The 15587-nt window shown below is 70.0% G+C and carries 20 protein-coding genes; 12 read left to right on the forward strand and 8 right to left on the reverse strand.

Annotated elements, in window-relative coordinates:
* Positions 1-5 precede the first annotated feature (5 nt).
* Together cydB and DEU34_RS09570 are read right to left on the reverse strand one after the other, a co-directional pair.
* On the reverse strand, positions 6-1019 hold the full coding sequence (gene cydB, locus DEU34_RS09565) for a cytochrome d ubiquinol oxidase subunit II (protein ID WP_121149965.1): 1014 nt from the start codon (positions 1017-1019) through the stop codon (positions 6-8).
* An 8-nt stretch (positions 1020-1027) separates the two neighbouring features.
* The gene (locus DEU34_RS09570; protein ID WP_121149966.1) at positions 1028-2449 is read right to left on the reverse strand and encodes a cytochrome ubiquinol oxidase subunit I; all 1422 of its coding nucleotides are present in this window, start codon (positions 2447-2449) and stop codon (positions 1028-1030) included.
* Between the two features lie 220 nt (positions 2450-2669).
* Between DEU34_RS09570 and moaA the strand changes: the two genes are divergently transcribed.
* The 3 genes from moaA (at position 2670) to DEU34_RS09585 (ending at position 4703) form a co-directional block, all read left to right on the forward strand.
* Complete coding sequence (moaA, locus tag DEU34_RS09575) at positions 2670-3746, forward strand: GTP 3',8-cyclase MoaA (RefSeq protein WP_121149967.1); 1077 nt, start codon at positions 2670-2672, stop codon at positions 3744-3746.
* 54 nt (positions 3747-3800) lie between these two features.
* Positions 3801-4373: a PadR family transcriptional regulator gene (locus DEU34_RS09580; RefSeq protein WP_121149968.1), complete on the forward strand. Its 573-nt coding sequence runs from the start codon at positions 3801-3803 to the stop codon at positions 4371-4373.
* A 99-nt stretch (positions 4374-4472) separates the two neighbouring features.
* A complete protein-coding gene (locus DEU34_RS09585; protein ID WP_121149969.1) occupies positions 4473-4703 on the forward strand; it encodes a hypothetical protein in 231 nt (76 codons plus the stop codon).
* 21 nt (positions 4704-4724) lie between these two features.
* Here DEU34_RS09585 and DEU34_RS16455 read toward each other — a convergent pair whose 3' ends face one another.
* Genes DEU34_RS16455 through DEU34_RS09600 form a run of 3 tightly spaced genes read right to left on the reverse strand, consistent with a single transcriptional unit; the run spans position 4725 to position 5764 of the window.
* Entirely contained in the window at positions 4725-5060 is a 336-nt protein-coding gene (locus DEU34_RS16455; protein ID WP_259460101.1) for a heavy-metal-associated domain-containing protein, read from the reverse strand.
* A gap of 31 nt (positions 5061-5091) precedes the next feature.
* Positions 5092-5373, reverse strand: coding sequence for a metal-sensitive transcriptional regulator (locus tag DEU34_RS09595; protein WP_121149970.1), 282 nt, complete (start codon positions 5371-5373; stop codon positions 5092-5094).
* 37 nt (positions 5374-5410) lie between these two features.
* The gene (locus DEU34_RS09600) at positions 5411-5764 is read right to left on the reverse strand and encodes a hypothetical protein (RefSeq protein ID WP_121149971.1); all 354 of its coding nucleotides are present in this window, start codon (positions 5762-5764) and stop codon (positions 5411-5413) included.
* A gap of 152 nt (positions 5765-5916) precedes the next feature.
* On the opposite strand from DEU34_RS09600, the gene DEU34_RS09605 reads away from it, so the two are divergent.
* The 4 genes from DEU34_RS09605 to DEU34_RS09620 are packed head-to-tail and all read left to right on the forward strand — an operon-like array spanning position 5917 to position 8461.
* Positions 5917-6417 (forward strand): MarR family winged helix-turn-helix transcriptional regulator, encoded by a 501-nt coding sequence (locus DEU34_RS09605; RefSeq protein WP_116647838.1) that lies wholly within the window; start codon positions 5917-5919, stop codon positions 6415-6417.
* Positions 6418-6451: 34 nt separating this feature from the next.
* The gene (locus tag DEU34_RS09610) at positions 6452-7399 is read left to right on the forward strand and encodes a Gfo/Idh/MocA family protein (protein ID WP_121149972.1); all 948 of its coding nucleotides are present in this window, start codon (positions 6452-6454) and stop codon (positions 7397-7399) included.
* Between the two features lie 6 nt (positions 7400-7405).
* Positions 7406-7756, forward strand: coding sequence for a hypothetical protein (locus DEU34_RS09615; RefSeq protein ID WP_121149973.1), 351 nt, complete (start codon positions 7406-7408; stop codon positions 7754-7756).
* 21 nt (positions 7757-7777) lie between these two features.
* Positions 7778-8461 carry a DUF1345 domain-containing protein gene (locus tag DEU34_RS09620; protein ID WP_183042424.1) on the forward strand — a complete coding sequence of 228 codons (684 nt, stop codon included), beginning with the start codon at positions 7778-7780 and terminating at the stop codon, positions 8459-8461.
* 6 nt (positions 8462-8467) lie between these two features.
* Here DEU34_RS09620 and DEU34_RS09625 read toward each other — a convergent pair whose 3' ends face one another.
* Together DEU34_RS09625 and DEU34_RS09630 are read right to left on the reverse strand one after the other, a co-directional pair.
* Complete coding sequence (locus DEU34_RS09625; RefSeq protein ID WP_121149975.1) at positions 8468-9202, reverse strand: membrane protein insertase YidC; 735 nt, start codon at positions 9200-9202, stop codon at positions 8468-8470.
* A gap of 99 nt (positions 9203-9301) precedes the next feature.
* Complete coding sequence (locus tag DEU34_RS09630; RefSeq protein ID WP_121149976.1) at positions 9302-9580, reverse strand: DUF6412 domain-containing protein; 279 nt, start codon at positions 9578-9580, stop codon at positions 9302-9304.
* A gap of 119 nt (positions 9581-9699) precedes the next feature.
* Here DEU34_RS09630 and DEU34_RS09635 point away from each other — a divergent pair, with 119 nt between their 5' ends.
* A complete protein-coding gene (locus DEU34_RS09635; RefSeq protein WP_121149977.1) occupies positions 9700-9930 on the forward strand; it encodes a DUF3072 domain-containing protein in 231 nt (76 codons plus the stop codon).
* A 37-nt stretch (positions 9931-9967) separates the two neighbouring features.
* On the opposite strand, the gene DEU34_RS09640 is transcribed toward DEU34_RS09635, so the two are convergent.
* Entirely contained in the window at positions 9968-10723 is a 756-nt protein-coding gene (locus DEU34_RS09640; protein ID WP_121149978.1) for a hypothetical protein, read from the reverse strand.
* A 59-nt stretch (positions 10724-10782) separates the two neighbouring features.
* On the opposite strand from DEU34_RS09640, the gene DEU34_RS09645 reads away from it, so the two are divergent.
* The 4 genes from DEU34_RS09645 (at position 10783) to DEU34_RS09660 (ending at position 15585) form a co-directional block, all read left to right on the forward strand.
* Entirely contained in the window at positions 10783-13320 is a 2538-nt protein-coding gene (locus DEU34_RS09645; RefSeq protein WP_121149979.1) for an RNA helicase, read from the forward strand.
* Between the two features lie 102 nt (positions 13321-13422).
* Positions 13423-14472, forward strand: a complete 1050-nt coding sequence (gnd, locus tag DEU34_RS09650; protein ID WP_259460102.1) for a phosphogluconate dehydrogenase (NAD(+)-dependent, decarboxylating) — start codon at positions 13423-13425, stop codon at positions 14470-14472.
* On the forward strand, positions 14469-14771 hold the full coding sequence (locus DEU34_RS09655; RefSeq protein ID WP_116647847.1) for a putative quinol monooxygenase: 303 nt from the start codon (positions 14469-14471) through the stop codon (positions 14769-14771). Before gnd ends, DEU34_RS09655 begins: the two co-directional genes overlap by 4 nt.
* Positions 14772-14790: 19 nt before the next feature.
* On the forward strand, positions 14791-15585 hold the full coding sequence (locus DEU34_RS09660) for a hypothetical protein (protein ID WP_121149981.1): 795 nt from the start codon (positions 14791-14793) through the stop codon (positions 15583-15585).
* Positions 15586-15587: the final 2 nt, after the last annotated feature.

Here is a 15587-nt window from a genome sequence, read left to right on the forward strand (position 1 = left end):
GCGGGTCAGTGCACGGATGCTGCGGCCGTCTCGATCCGCGCCCGCGTCACCCGCTTGCGGAAGATCCAGTAGGTCCACCCCTGGTAGGCGAGCACCAGCGGGACGAAGATGAGTGCGGCCCAGCTCATGATCGTGAGCGTGTAGTCGGTGCTCGAGGCGTTCTCGATCGTGAGGGTGAACGCGGGATCGGTCGACGAGGGCATCACGTTCGGGAACAGCGCGAAGAAGAGCATCGCGACCGCCGCGATGATCGTGACCGCGCCGAGGGCGAAGGCGCGACCCTCGCGGTCGCGGGCGTTCGCCACCACCGACGCGATGAGGCAGATCGCGGCAATCGCGCCGAGGGCGAGCACCGGCAGCGAGAAGTGCGCGGTCACGGTCCAGAGCACGAAGACGGCTGCCACCGCGACGGCCAACACCCCGGCCCGAGTTGCAAGACGGCGTGCCTTCTCGTGCACCGGCCCGTCGGTCTTCAATGCCACGAACGTGACGCCGTGCACGAAGAACAGGAGCAGAGTCGTCGCACCCCCCAGGAGGCCGTAGGGATTGAGGAGCGTCAGCAGCGACCCCGTGAACTCCTTGTCGGCGTCGATCGGCACGCCCTGCACGATGTTCGCGAAGGCGACGCCCCAGAGGAACGCCGGCACGGCCGAGCCGACGACGATCATCGTGTCGAAGCTGCGCTTCCACCGCAGCCCGTCGCGTTGGTGGCGGAACTCGAACGAGACGCCGCGGGCGATGAGGGCCAGCAGGATCAGCAGCAGCGGGAGGTAGAACCCGCTGAACAGCGTCGCGTACCACTCCGGGAACGCGGCGAACAAGCACGCCCCGGCGACGATGAGCCAGGTCTCGTTGAGGTCCCACACCGGGCCGATGGTGTTGATGATCTGCCGGCGGCCGACGTCGTCCTTCGCCAGGAAAGGAAGCGACATGCCCACACCGAAGTCGAAGCCGTCGAGCACGAAGTACCCGATGAAGAAGAATCCGATGATCCAGAACCAGAGGAATGCGAGGTCCATGTCAGCTCCTAGTAGACCGTCGTCGGGGTGTTCTCGACGGAGTCGGGTTTACGGGGGGCGGTCGGGTCGGGGAGGGGGTCGGGTCCCTTCTGGGCGTATCTGATGATCAGCCCGACCTCGACCACGGCGAGCACGGCGTAGATGGTCGTGAAGGCCACCAGAGAGATGAGCACGTTCCACCCGGGAACGCTCGGCGAGACGCCGTCCTCGGTCAGCATGAGGCCGAACACGATCCAGGGCTGGCGGCCCATCTCGGTGAAGATCCATCCGACGAGGCTGCCGATCAGGGGGAGCGGAGCGCTCCACACCAGCACGCGCCACATCCAGGGCTTCATCGTGAAGCGCGACGTCGAGCGCGTCAGCCACAGGCCGGCGACGGAGAGGAGCGCGGCCGCGCCGCCCAGGCCCATCATCCAGCGGAAGGCCCAGTAGGTCACCCAGATGACGGGCGTGTAGTCGCCGGGGCCGAACTGGGCGGTGTACTGCGCCTGCAGGTCGTTGATGCCCTCGACACAACCGTCGAACGAGTGCGTCGACAGGAGGGACAGCAGCCACGGCACGCGCAGCGACCACACCTCCGCCGAGCCGTCGGGGGTGCCGAGCGAGAAGATCGAGAACGATGCATCGGCCCCGCAGGCGGTGTTGTACATCGCCTCGGCGGCGGCCATCTTCATCGGCTGGGTCTGCACCATGACGAGGCTCAGCTGGTCGCCGGAGAGGGCGACCCCGGCGAACGAGATCACCAGGAACCACATGCCGAATCGCAGCGAGGGACGCATCATCTCCGTGTTGCGACCGCGGGCGAGATGCCAGGCGGAGACGGCGATGACGACGGCGCCGGCGAACATCCAGGCCGAGGTGATCGTGTGCGGGAATGCGGCCAGGGCGACGGGGTTCGTCAGCAAGGCCCCGAAGTCCACGAGTTCGGCGCGCGATCCGTCTGCCGCCATCTCGTAGCCGACGGGGTTCTGCATGAAGGCGTTCGCGGCGAGGATGAAGTAGGCCGACAGGGTGGCGCCCAGTACCGCCATCCAGATGCTCGCGAGGTGCGCGAGACGCGGAAGCTTGTCCCACCCGAAGATCCACAACCCGATGAAGGTGGCCTCCAGGAAGAAGGCGAGCAGGCCTTCGAAGGCGAGGGGGGCGCCGAAGACGTCACCGACGAAGCGCGAGTACGCCGACCAGTTCATGCCGAACTGGAACTCCTGCACGATGCCGGTCACCACGCCCATGGCGAAGTTGATGAGGAAGATCTTGCCGAAGAACCGCGTCAGGTGAAGCCACTTCACCGACCCGGTGCGGTACCAGACCGTCTGGAAGATCGCGACCACGAGGCCCATGCCGAGCGTGAGGGGCACGAAGAGGTAGTGGTAGAGCGTCGTCAGGCCGAACTGCCAGCGAGCGAGAAGCAGGGGGTCGAGCCACTCCACGGTTGCCTCCTAGTGAGCACTCATATGTGGTCTGACCACAGGATATCGCGCGTGATTCCGGGGATTGCGGAGGTCTCTCGCTGTCGAGCGATCACCCCTCCCCGTCGATGGTGGCGGGCGGTCGGGCGGTCGCTGGAGGACTTTGGTCCCGGCGTTCGCACGGAGCCCCGTGTCGATTCCACGGGTAGCCTCGGAAGATGACCCCGCAGGAGCCGCGCTCGTGACCGCCGTACCGGTGGCGCTGCGGCGTCGCTCCGACGTCGAGGCGGCGGACGCGGCATCCGGGCCCCTCGTCGACACGCACGGGCGCGTCCACCGCGACCTGCGGATCTCGCTCACCGACCGCTGCTCGCTGCGCTGCACGTACTGCATGCCCGAGCAGGGCAACGAGTGGCTGGCCCGCAACAGCATCCTCACCCTCGACGAGATCGTCGAGATCGCGGAGGTCGCCGCCGCCGCCGGCGTGCATACCTTCCGGCTGACGGGCGGCGAGCCGCTGTTGCGCCGCGACATCGTCGACATCGTGCGACGCCTCGCCGTGATCGAAGGTCCGGGAGGGCCGGTCGAGATCGCCATGACGACGAACGGCATCCGGCTCCCCGAGGTGCTCGACGACCTCGTCGATGCCGGGCTCGCGCGACTGAACATCAGCATCGACACCATCCAGCGGGAGAAGTTCGCGTCACTCACACGACGCGACCGTCTCCCGGAGGTTCTCGAGGGGATCGCGGCGGCTGCGGCATCTCCGCTGCGCCCCCTCAAGCTCAACGCGGTGGCGATGCGCGGGGTCAACGACGACGAGATCATCGACCTCGTGCAGTTCGCGGTGGACTCCGGCGCGCAGATGCGGTTCATCGAGCAGATGCCGCTCGACGCGGGTCACACGTGGGACCGCGAGCAGATGGTCACGCGCGAAGAGATCGTCGCGACCCTCTCGTCGCGCTGGGACCTCACGCCCGTTCCGGGGCGCGGCGGAGCACCGGCCGAGAAGTGGGTGCTCGGCGGGGTCGACAACGGCGGCGGTCCTCACGAGGTCGGGGTGATCGCATCGGTGACCGCGCCCTTCTGCGGCGACTGCGATCGACTGCGCCTCACCGCCGACGGCCAGGTGCGCAACTGCCTGTTCTCCATCGCCGAGTACGACCTCGTTCCCGTGCTGCGCGGGGGAGCGCCCGACCGCGGGGCTGCCATCGACGCGGTCCTGCGCGCCAGCGTGCGCGGCAAGCTCCCCGGTCACGCGATCAACGACCCGTCGTTCCTGCAGCCGCCGCGCGGGATGAATGCCATCGGCGGCTGAGCCGGCTTTCGTATACTCGGTACGTACATACCCGATATCCCGTTCGGAGGCCGCATGTCGGTGCGCCACGCGCTGCTCGCGATCCTCGATCAGGGGCCGTGCTACGGCTACCAGCTGAGAGCCGAGTACTCGCGCCGCGCCGGGGCTGCGGTGAACGTCGGTCAGATCTACACGACGCTCGAGCGTCTCGAGCGCGACGGCTTCGTCGGCAACCGCGGCGCCGATGAGCGCGGGCATGTCTACTGGGGCATCACCGACGCCGGGCGTGCGCTCGCCGCGCGGTGGGTGGCGGAGCCGGACGAGCCGGCCGCGCGCGGCGAGCTCGCGCGCAAGATCGCCCTCGTCGCGACATTGCCCGGCGTCGACGCCGAGAAGGCGATCGCGGCTCAACGCGCCGCCGCGGTGCTGCGCCTCGCCGAGGCCGAGTCGTCGCCGGATGACGGGGGAGCCACGGGGAGCGGGGGCGTCTCGTCGGTCATCCTGCGGGCCGCGGAGTGCGCTCATGCGCGTGGCGAGATCGAGTGGCTGGATGCTGCGGCCGCGGCGCTCGCGCAGAGCCCGGTCGATCGCACCTTTCCGCTGTCTGCGGACCGACCCCGACGGGGGCGTCCGCGCACCGTCGCGTAGGTGCTGTGGGCGGGTAGGACACGGAGTCGATTTCGTCAAGCCCGACCTGCCGCCCGACCTCGCGCGCCACAGTGGAGGGAGCGGACGGAAGGAGCTGCCATGGTCATGGAAGCGCGGCATATCGACCAGGGAGAGGCGTACGCCCCGTCTGAGGTTCCGTGGAACCGCATCGACCTCGAGCTGTACGAGATCGCCCGCGACGGCGTCGTCGTCGGTTTCATCGAAGTGGTCGGGCCCGTGTTCGTCGCCCTCGGTGGTCCCCGCTACGATCGCGCGGTCGAGGTGAGCCAGGAGCTCACGTTCCATGCGGCCGTCCAGCGCTGGCGCTGACGGTCCGAGCCGCAGAATAGGTCAGACGAGCCGGTAGCCGGCTTCGTCAATCGCCGCACGCACGGCGTCGTCGGCGACGGGCGCCGAGGTTCGGATGCGCACGCGAGACGACCCGCCCGCAACCAGGTCGATGTCCACACCGTCGACGCCGTCGAGCGCCGACAGCTCGTCCGACACCGCGCGCACGCAGTGATCGCACGTCATCCCCTCGACGAGCAGCTCGCGCCGGTCGGTCGCCGCGCCCTCGGACGCGGGGGTCGACGCGACGCCGCAGCTCCCCCCGCCGCAGCACGAGCCGGACGGTGCGACGGTTGCCGCATCGCCGATCGAGGTGAGGGAAATCGGCTGGATCGTCACGGGAATCTCCTGTCGGAACGGGACGAGGGTGTCAAGAACGGACGAGACGAGCGATCGCCTCGTTTGCTTCGCGGATCTTCTCTTGTGCGACCGGACCGCCCTGAGCCGTCGCCTCCGCCACGCAGTGACCGAGGTGATCGCTCAGCAGCGACAGTGCCACGGTCTCGAGCGCCTTGGTGGCCGCCGAGACCTGGGTGAGGATGTCGATGCAGTACTTATCGTCTTCGACCATACGCGCGATCCCGCGCACCTGGCCCTCTGCCCGGCGCAGACGCTTCAGCAGGTCGTCCTTATTGTCCTCGTATCCGTGCACAGATCGATGATACCCCCGGGAGGTATCACCGGGGATGTCAGACCGACGTTCGCAGGTCGGTCGGTCCGTCGTCGTCGAGGCCCGCTCCGACCTCGTCCTCCGCGGCCAGATCTCCCTGCCCGTCCTCGCCGAGAGCTGCCTCCACGGGCGAGTCGCCCTGCGTGACGGGCTGGTCGGCGTCGGTGAGGTGGAGGTCGGACGCCGGGATGTCCTCGCGCCGCTCGGGCGCCGACTCGTCGTCGACGTCGTCGCCGTCGAAGGCCGCAGCGAGCACGGCGTCGTCGTTCATGGTCGGGTCGTCGAGGGTCGTGTCGTCCTGCGTCGCCGCGAGGGCCGCGTCGTCGCCCGTCGTCGTGTCGAGGGAGTCGGATTCGTCGAAGGGGATGCTCATGGAAGGTCCTGTCTGTCGTGTCCTTCCACGGTGCCGTCCGCCACGGGGCGGCGCCCCCGGGTTGACGACACAGGTGGGGAGCGTTATCCGGGTCTGCGCAACCCCCGCGCGGACGGCCGTCTTCGAGAGCTGAGAGGCGTTACGGTCGTCGTATGGCTTCCGCGGACCGCGACGACGAGGTGGATCTCCTCATCGACGCCTGGTCGCGTCGGCTCCCCGACGTCGACCTCACCCCCCTCGATGTCATGTCGAGACTCCGGCGCGTCTCGCACCGGCTCACGCGACTGCGGGCGAGCGCCTTCAACGGCGCCGGATTGGCGAGCTGGGAGTTCGACGTGCTGGCGGCCCTCCGCCGCACCGAGCCGCCCCACGAACTGAGTCCCGCGCAGCTGATCGGGGCGACGATGATCGGCTCCGCCGCCATGTCGAACCGTCTCGACAAGCTGTCCGGCCGCGGTCTGATCCAGCGCCGTCCCAATGACATCGACCGTCGCAGCGTGATCGTCCAGTTGACCGACGAGGGCGCCGCGCGCGTCGACGCGGCGATGGGCGAGCTCGTGCGTCGTGAAGCGATCGAGCTGCGCGAGGTGAGCCTGGCCGATCAGGCCCACCTCGCCCGCATCCTGCGGCAGATGCTCGACACCGACACGTGAACCGGCTCGGGCCGGCCGCCCGCGAGGAGACCGAATGATCCGGATCGCGACGATAGGCTCCGGGCCCATCACGACCCTGTTCGCCGAGGCCGTCGCACGCACGCCCGGCATCCGCATCGAGGCGGTGTTCTCGCGCGATATCGCGAAGGCCCGCGACATCGCGGACGGCTGGGGCGCGGCGGCGGCACACTCCGACCTCGACGAGATGCTCGCCTCGCCCGACGTCGACGCGGTCTACATCGCCAGTCCGAACAGCGTGCACGCCGCGCAGGTGCGGGCGGCCCTGCGGGCCGGGCATCACGTGCTCGTGGAGAAGCCGGCCGTTCTCAGCGCCGACGAATGGGTGGAGCTCGTCGCCGAGGCGGATGCTGCGGGAGTCGTGCTCATCGAGGCCTTCCGCACAGACTACGACCCGGGCTTCGTCGCCCTGGTCGAGCTGCTCCCGGAACTCGGGACGCTCCGCCGGGCGTCGCTGCGCTTCGAGGCCCTGTCGTCGCGCTACGCGAAAGTGCTCGCCGGTGAGCACGTGAACATCTTCGATCCCGCCATGGGCGGGGGCGCGCTGCTCGACCTCGGCGTCTACGGGCTGCACACGATGGTGACCCTGTTCGGCGCGCCGGATCGGGTGGTGGGCGAGGCGGTCGCGATCGCCACGGGAGTCGAGGGGGCCGGGGCGGTCATCGCGGCGTATCCCGGCCTGGTCGTCGATGTGTCGTACTCGAAGATCACCCGCTCGTCGCTTCCGAGCGAGATCCAGGGCGAGCACGCGTCGGTCGAGATCGACCACGTCGCCAGCCCTCGTCGCCTCACGATCACCGGTGCCGACGGCACCCGCACCGTGACGGTCGAGGGTGAGCAGCATGCGCTCGACGGCGAGGTGTCGCGGTTCGTCGAGCTGGTGAGCACCGAAGCGTCCGCCGCCGCCGATCAGGACCGCACGACCGAGACCCTCCGCATCCTCGACGCCCTGCGCGCCCGGTAGGGCCCCGTGTCCGCAACGGCGGGGTCGCCGCGCGACCTCTGTCTCAGCCGCCGCGCCGGCGAGGTCTGCACGCGCGAGCGCGGACACCGCGGTCTGCACCACCGGCGCGGCACCGGGCTCATGTGGACCGAGCCCGAGGCCGACCCGCCGATGTGCCCGGGCGGAGGTCTCGCCGCGGCCGTGGCGCCCGAGCTCGCGAACGGCTTTCCCGGCGGTCGCGCACTCTGTCCGGTGTGCACGAGGTTCGTCGTGCTGCGGCGCGACGGCACGCTGCCCCGCCATCGCAGCTGGCGCGGTTCCGCGACGCGCGGCGAAGAGGCGCGACGTCGGGAGTGGTTCAACGTCTTCGGCTGGTGAGCGAGCCATAGAATCGGCGGCGTGAACGCCCACCGTCCGAGCCGAGGACGCCGCATCGCGGTCGCGGGCTTCGTCATCAGCACGGTCCTGCAGGCCGTGCTGGTCGTGCTCGGTCTCGCCTACATCCTCATCGACGGGCGCACCACGTCGCTGGCGCTGCTGCTGACGTGGTGCGGCGTCGGCACGGCGTACGCGATCGGCATCCTGCTGGTGCTGCGCACCGCGAGCCGGTCCGCGGAGTCGGACGAGCCTCCCATGCTGCTCGAACTCGGCCTCGTGCCCCGCGCCATCTCCCTCGTCGCGACGATCCTCGTCAGCTTCGTCGGCGTGACCGCCACCGTGCAGCACATCCTCCTCGAGCCCCACGACGAGGTCGACGTCGCGCTCGACGCCATCGGCATCTGGGCGATGATCCTGGCGTGGGTGCTCTTCCACTGGGGATTCGCGCAGCTCTACCTGCAGCTGTACTACCGCGAGACCGATCCGCCGCTGCGCTTCCCCTCGGTGGCGGCGCCCGGCATCCTCGAGTTCGCCTATTTCGCGTACACCCTCGCCGTGAGCCTCGCCGTCTCCGACGTGGACGTGCTCGATCGACGCATGAGGTGGCGCGTGCTCGTGCACTCGGTGCTGAGCTTCTTCTTCAACGGTCTGATCATCGTCACGGCGCTCGGGGCGATCTCCGAGATCGGCAACGGCGTTCTCTGAGAGCCCTCACCGGCGCGGCGCCGGGTAGATGCGGCGCAGCACCAGACGCTGTCCGAGGGTCCACGTCACCGTGACCACGAGGTAGAGCCCCGCCGCCAGCGGCACGAATGCGGCCACGACGGCCGTGACGAACTGCAGGGCTCCGATCAGGCCGCCGGCCACGGCGGGCATCGCGAGGTCGCCCGCGACGGGGGTGGTCCGGAACGCGCGTCGGGTGATCTCCCCGACCAGGGCGATGACCACGACGACGGCCGCGCAGACGACAACCCCCGCGGTGTCGCCGCCCGACAGCGAGCCCAGGAGGGTGGAGCCCAGCGGCACTCCGAGCAGGGTCTCGTCGAGGAGGGCGTTCGGGTGGCCGGCGATGGTGGTGTGCAGGAAGAGGGTGTACAGCACGCCGACGACGGGCGCCTGGATGAGCACGGGCAGACAGCCGGCGAGCGGCGAGGTGTTCTCGTCGCGGTAGAGCTGCATGGTCTCGCGCTGCAGGCGCTCGCGGTCGCTCTTGTGCTTCTTCTGCAGCTCGCGCAGGCGTGGCGCGAGACGTGCGCGCGTCTGTTCGGCCTTGGCCTGGGCGATGCCGGTGGGGATGAGAGCGGCGCGCACGAGCAGGGTCACGAGCACGACGGCGAGAGCGGCGGATGCGGCGGTGAGAGGTGCGAGCGCCGCGCCGAGCGCCATGAGCCCGGAGTAGGCCAGGTCGAGGAGGGCGGCGAGGGGAGGGAAAGCGAAAAGGTCCACGGAGAGGTCCGTTCTTCGAGAGCGATCGATGGCGGGGTCGATCGGCCGCGAAGGGACGCCGGGGCGCCACGACGTCGACGGACGTGCGGGCGCGGCGGTCTACGCGGCCGAGGCCGCGGTCTGCGGTGCTCTCGGGCGCGGATGGCCCGGAGCATCCGGATCGCTCTGTGCGAGCGGGGTGGAGATGTCTATCGCGCGTCGCGGATGCGGTGCGGTGACGTCGCAGGACCCGGGCAGGCCGACGGCGACGGCCGCGAGCACGAGCAGACCGACCGCGGCGATCGCGACGGCGACGCCGATGCCGGCGGGGTCGGGGGTGGCGACGAGGCCCAGCACGGTCGCGAGCAGGTGGAAGGCGGCGACGATGGATGCGAACACGGGCGCCTCCTTCCGGTTTCTCGGCGACACGATCACGCTAACACCGCGGGCCGACCTCCGTGGGGTCGGCCCTGTCAAGCCCCGGGGCAGCGGCGGTAGGCCCGCCTACCGTCGTACATATGTCTGATACATCGAACACGCTCGGATCGTCGGAGCCCACGGGCGACAGTGCCGAGAAGAACCCCGAGGAATGGGTCACCGGTGACGAACCGATGACCGGCCCGCAGCGGTCGTACCTCGATACCCTCGCGCGGGAGGCCGGCGAGGAGCTCTCGGCCGACCTCACCAAGGCCGAGGCGTCGGAGCACATCGACCGTCTGCAGGAGAAGACCGGCCGCGGCGCGAGCTGACGGGCGTGTGCGGCGGGCCCCCTCGAGTCGACGCGGTCTACTCGGGGGTGCCGTCCATCACCACGACTGACGAGCCCTCGAGCACGAAGCGCAAGGCGGTCCTGTCGGGGAAGCGATCCCTGAACTCGGCCGGTATCCCGTAGTCAGCCGACACGATGAACTGCACGCTCGAGGAGAACGAACCCGCCTCGCAGTTCATCCCTCCCACGCTCGACCATCCGTTGGCGGCCGCATCGAGTCCCGCGGTCGGCGTGAGCACCAGGCAGCGCCCGGGTGTCTCGCCCCACCCGGGGATCACGATCGGGGTGAGGCCGTAGAAGTCGGTGTGCGCCACGCTGGGCTGTGTCGAGGTGCTGAACCCGCCGAACGCGTCAGCGAGATCGTTCGTCGGATCGACAGGGAGAGTGGCGATCGTGCGTGGATCGGCCTGCACCGTCCGCACGACGGCGGTGGTGACGGCGGCCGTCACGACGACCGCGACCGCCGCGCACACCGCGGCGACGGCGACCCACCCGCGTCGCGTGGTCGGCACGAACCGGTGCCACCCCGACGCCCGTTCGACGCTCGCGAGCTCGGCGCCGTCCGATTCCGGCGCTCCCGGCTCGGGAGTCTCGGGCTCGGGCGTTTCGGCCTCCTCCGCGTCGGGCTCAGCGGCGGGGAACGCCCGCTCCTCCAACTCGCGCAGCCGCTCCAGCGCGGCGGCATCGTCGTGGATGTCGGCCTGCGGCCCATAAGCCCTCGCGCGCAGCATCCGCAGTTCGTCGGCCTGCGTCGCGCCTCCGCTGCTCACCATGCTCCGAGCGTACGGGGCGCCCCGATGCCGGCCGAGCGCGTCGCGTGAAAGGGTAGAGCGTGCCTGAATCCCTGCTCGAACGCGTGCCGCGCGGTGCCGACTCGGATGCCGCCTACGCCGGCTTCGTCGAGTGGGCGACCGATCGCGGCCTCTCGCTGTACCCCGCGCAGGACGAGGCGGTCATCGAGCTGGTCTCGGGCGCGAACGTGGTGCTGTCGACGCCGACAGGCACCGGCAAGTCGCTCGTCGCGATCGCCGCCCACGCCGCGTGTCTCGCCGCCGGCGGTCGCACCTACTACACGGCGCCGATCAAAGCGCTGGTCAGCGAGAAGTTCTTCGCCCTCGTCGACATCTTCGGCGCCGAGAACGTCGGCATGGTCACGGGTGACTCCTCGGTCAACCCCGACGCCCCGATCATCTGCTGCACCGCCGAGATCCTCGCGAATCTCGCTCTGCGGCAGGGGCCCGACGCCATCGTCGACCAGGTCGTGATGGACGAGTTCCACTACTACGGCGACCCCGACCGCGGGTGGGCGTGGCAGGTGCCGCTGCTGCTCCTGCCGCGCGCGCAGTTTCTGCTGATGTCGGCCACCCTCGGCGACGTGACCGACCTCGCCGCCGACCTCACTCGGCGCACCGGTCGCCCGACCGCGCTCGTCACGGGGGTCGAGCGCCCCGTGCCGCTGCACTTCTCGTACGCTCGCACGCCCGTGCACGAGACGGTGCAGGAGCTGCTCGACACGCGCCAGGCGCCGGTCTACATCGTGCACTTCTCGCAGGCCGCCGCGATGGAGCGGGCGCAGGCCCTGTCGAGCATCAAGATCATCACGCGCGAGCAGCGCGACGAGATCGCCGAGGCGATTGGCGGCTTCCGCTTCAACACCGCCTTCGGGCGCATGCTGTCGCGGTTCGTGCGCGCGGGGATCGGCGTGCACCACGCCGGGATGCTGCCGCGCTACCGCCGGCTCGTCGAGACCCTCGCCCAGCGGGGGCTCCTGCGGGTCATCTGCGGCACCGACACGCTCGGGGTCGGGATCAACGTGCCGATCCGCACGGTGCTCATCACCGCGCTGACGAAGTACGACGGCCAGAAGATGCGTCAGCTGAGCGCCCGCGAGTTCCATCAGATCGCCGGTCGCGCCGGACGCGCGGGCTACGACACGGCCGGGACCGTGGTGGTGATGGCGCCCGACCACGAGATCGAGAACGCCGCGCAGATCATCAAAGCGGGCGACGACCTCAAGAAGCAGAAGAAGATCGTGCGCAAGAAGGCGCCGCAGGGGTTCGTCAATTGGACCGAGCAGAGCTACGACCGCCTGGTCGCCGCCGAGCCCGAGCCTCTCGTCGCCCAGATGCAGCTCACCGCCGCGATGCTGATCAACGTCATCGCGCGCGGCGGCGACGTCTTCGCGAACGTGCGCTCGCTCGTGTTCGACAATCACGAACCGAGGGCGCGCACCTACGAGCTCGCCCGACGGGCCCTCGACATCTTCCGCACGCTCCGTACCGCGGGCGTCGTCGAGGTGGTCGACGGAAGTATTCGTCTCACGGTCGAGCTGCAGCCCAACTTCGCGCTCAACCAGCCGCTGTCGCCGTTCGCGCTCGCCGCGATCGAGCTGCTCGACCCGGCGACCGAGATCGGTGGCGATCCGTCCGCGGATTCGGGCCCGGGCGTCGGCACCGGGCACTACGCCCTCGACGTGGTGAGCATCATCGAGGCGACCCTCGACGATCCGCGCCCGGTGCTCTCCCAGCAGCAGTTCCTCGCCCGCGGCGAGGCCGTCGCCCAGATGAAGCGCGACGGCATCGAGTACGACGAGCGCATGGAGGCCCTCGAGCAGGTGACGTGGCCGAAGCCGCTCGAAGAGCTGCTGGCGCAGTCGTTCGAGGTGTTCGCGACCGGACAACCCTGGATCCGCGATTTCGAGCTCTCGCCGAAATCGGTGGTGCGCGACATGTTCGAACGAGCGCTGTCGTTCGGCGAACTCATCTCGGTGTACCAGCTCGCCCGCAGCGAGGGCCTCGTGCTGCGCTACCTCAGCGACGCGTATCGCGCGATCCGGCAGACGGTGCCGTCGGAGGCGCAGACGCCCGATCTCCTCGATCTCATCGCCTGGCTCGGCGAGCTCGTGCGGCAGGTGGACTCGAGTCTCGTCGACGAGTGGGAGGCGATGACGAACCCGCAGGATCTCGATCCTGCCGCTCCCGTCGTCCCGCCCGCTCCGCCGTCGGTGCTGACGAACCGGCGCGCGTTCACCGTGCTCGTGCGCAACGAGCTCTTCCGTCGCGTGCAGCTCGCGGCGCTGCAGCGCGACGACGAGCTCGAGACGCTCGATCCGGAGGTCGACTGGCCCGGCGTGCTCGATCGGTACTTCGAAGAGCACGACGAGATCCTCACCGGCGGCGCGGCGAGATCGTCGGCGCTGGTGACCATCGACGAGACGGATGCTGCAGCATCCGGTGTCTGGAAGGTCGAGCAGACCATCGACGACCCCGCCGGCGACCACGATTGGCGCATCCGCGGTGAGATCGACCTCGCGGCGTCGGAGGAGGCCGGCACCGCGGTGCTGCGCATCACCGAGGTGCTGCGGCTCTGACGGTCAAGCTCCGCCCCACCGGCGTCGTGCGTCCCTAGACTCGCGATGTAGGGGCGAGACCGCCGTGGTCTCGGCCGCGGGCAGAGGGAGTTCGATATGCAGATGGCCATGGTGGGTCTCGGGCGCATGGGCGGCAACATCGTCCGGCGGCTGATGAACGACGGTCACGACGCCGTCGTCTACGACGTGAACCCCGACACGGTGACCGCGCTCGCCGCCGAGGGCGCGACCGGCGCGTCGTCGTACGCCGACCTGGCATCGAAGCTGCAGGCTCCGCGCGTCGTGTGGCTCATGATCCCCGCCGGTCTCACCGGTCAGGTGGTCGACCAGATCGCCGAGGTCCTCGAGCCCGGCGACATCATCATCGACGGCGGCAACTCGAACTACAAAGACGACGTGCGGCGCGCAGCCGCCCTCGCCGACAGGGGCATCCAGTACGTCGACGTGGGAACGAGCGGCGGCGTCTTCGGTCTCGAGCGCGGCTACTGCCTCATGGTGGGCGGGCCCGACGAGGCCGTCGCCACGATCGAGCCGATCCTGCGCACCATCGCTCCGGGCGTCGGCGAGATCGAACGCACGCCCGGGCGCACCGGAGATGTCGCGCCCGAGGAACAGGGGTGGCTGCACTGCGGGCCGTCGGGCGCCGGGCACTTCGTGAAGATGGTGCACAACGGCATCGAGTACGGCATCATGGCCGCGCTCGCCGAAGGACTCAACATCCTGCACAACGCCGACGCGGGCAAGCGCGAGGCAGAGCACTCGGCCGAGATCGCTCCGCTCGAAGAACCCGAGTTCTACCAGTTCACGATCGACACCCCGAAGGTCGCCGAGCTGTGGCGTCGCGGGTCGGTCATCTCGTCGTGGCTGCTCGACCTCACCGCCGCCGCGCTCGAGCAGAACCCCACCCTCGACGGTCTCGCCGGCCGCGTGTCCGACTCGGGCGAGGGCCGGTGGACGGTGAAGGCCGCCGTCGACACGGGGGTTCCTGCCCCCGTGCTCGCCGCGTCGCTGTTCGAGCGTTTCGCCTCGCGCGGCGAGGACCACTACGCGAACCAGATCCTCTCGGCGATGCGCCTGCAGTTCGGCGGACACCAGGAGCTCCCCGCCGGAGACGTGCTCGAAGCGGGCGCCCGGAAGGCCGATCAGGGATGACGTTCGTCAACGCGGGCACCCTCGGCGCCGAGCCGGGGAAGCGCGACGAGCTCGCCGCGCACCTCACGCGGCGAAGCCCCGCGCTCGCCGACGCCGGATGTCTCGCATACGAGGTGGGAGTGATCGACGACGAGCCCGACACGGTGTTCGTCGTGGAGATCTGGACGGATGCTGCGGCGCACCGCGCCTCGCTGGAGCTGCCCGACGTGCAGGCCTCGATCGCCGCGGCGCGGCCGCTGCTGTCGGGGGAGTTCGGCGGGTTCCGGTTCGACGCGGTCGGATCGCCGCTGCGCGACTGAGCGAGGTGGACGAGGGGTCATGGACGATCGGACGAGCGCGGAGCTGACGGCGCTGCGTGCGCGGGCGTACGGCCCGGGTGACGGCCTCGTCGACGATCGTGCGGCGCTCGACCGGCTGGCCCAGCTGGAGGAGCTCTCGCTCGTGGAACGTGCGCCGACGCCGCCCCGCAGCGAGGAGCCGCACCCGCCCGACGCCGCGGGGCAGCCCGTGCGCGGAGCCGATCCGGAGGTGTCGATCGACGGCGTCCTGGTCGGCGGCGATGCGGAGGAGGAGGCGGCGGAGCCGCGACCGCCGCTCATCTGGTGGACGCGGCGGCGGATCGCCGCGGTGGGCGCCCTGGGACTGGTCGCGGTGATCGTTGCGGTCGCGGCGATCACGGCCGCCTTCACGTACCGGCTGCAGGCCGACCCTCGAGAGATCGCGGTGCTGCAGATCGATCCGGGCGCCGAGTGGCCGCAGATGATGGGCGACCGTCGCGACGGGGGCGAGATCTTCGAGGAGTTCTACGGACTGCGCGCGTTGATCCAGACCCAGGCGCCGAGCTTCTCGGCCGTCGAGGTGTGCATGTCGCTCATCGAGGGGTCGGTGGTGACGGGGAGGAGCTCGTACAGCAACTTCTACATCGGCGCGTGCGGGGCGGGCGAGTTCCCGGCCACGGTCTCGATGCTGGTCAACAGCACCGCTCCCGACGAACTGCAGGAGCGCTTCCCCGCCGGCACCTCGCTGCAGTTCATCCTGCGCGGCGACGAGCTGGCCGTCTTGAGCTCTCCACCGGCGCCCGCGGTGCTCGACGAGGCCGCCGACGCGGGCTGAAC

Origin of the sequence: Microbacterium sp. AG1240, from assembly GCF_003635115.1 — a bacterium.
Taxonomy (GTDB): Bacteria; Actinomycetota; Actinomycetes; order Actinomycetales; family Microbacteriaceae; genus Microbacterium.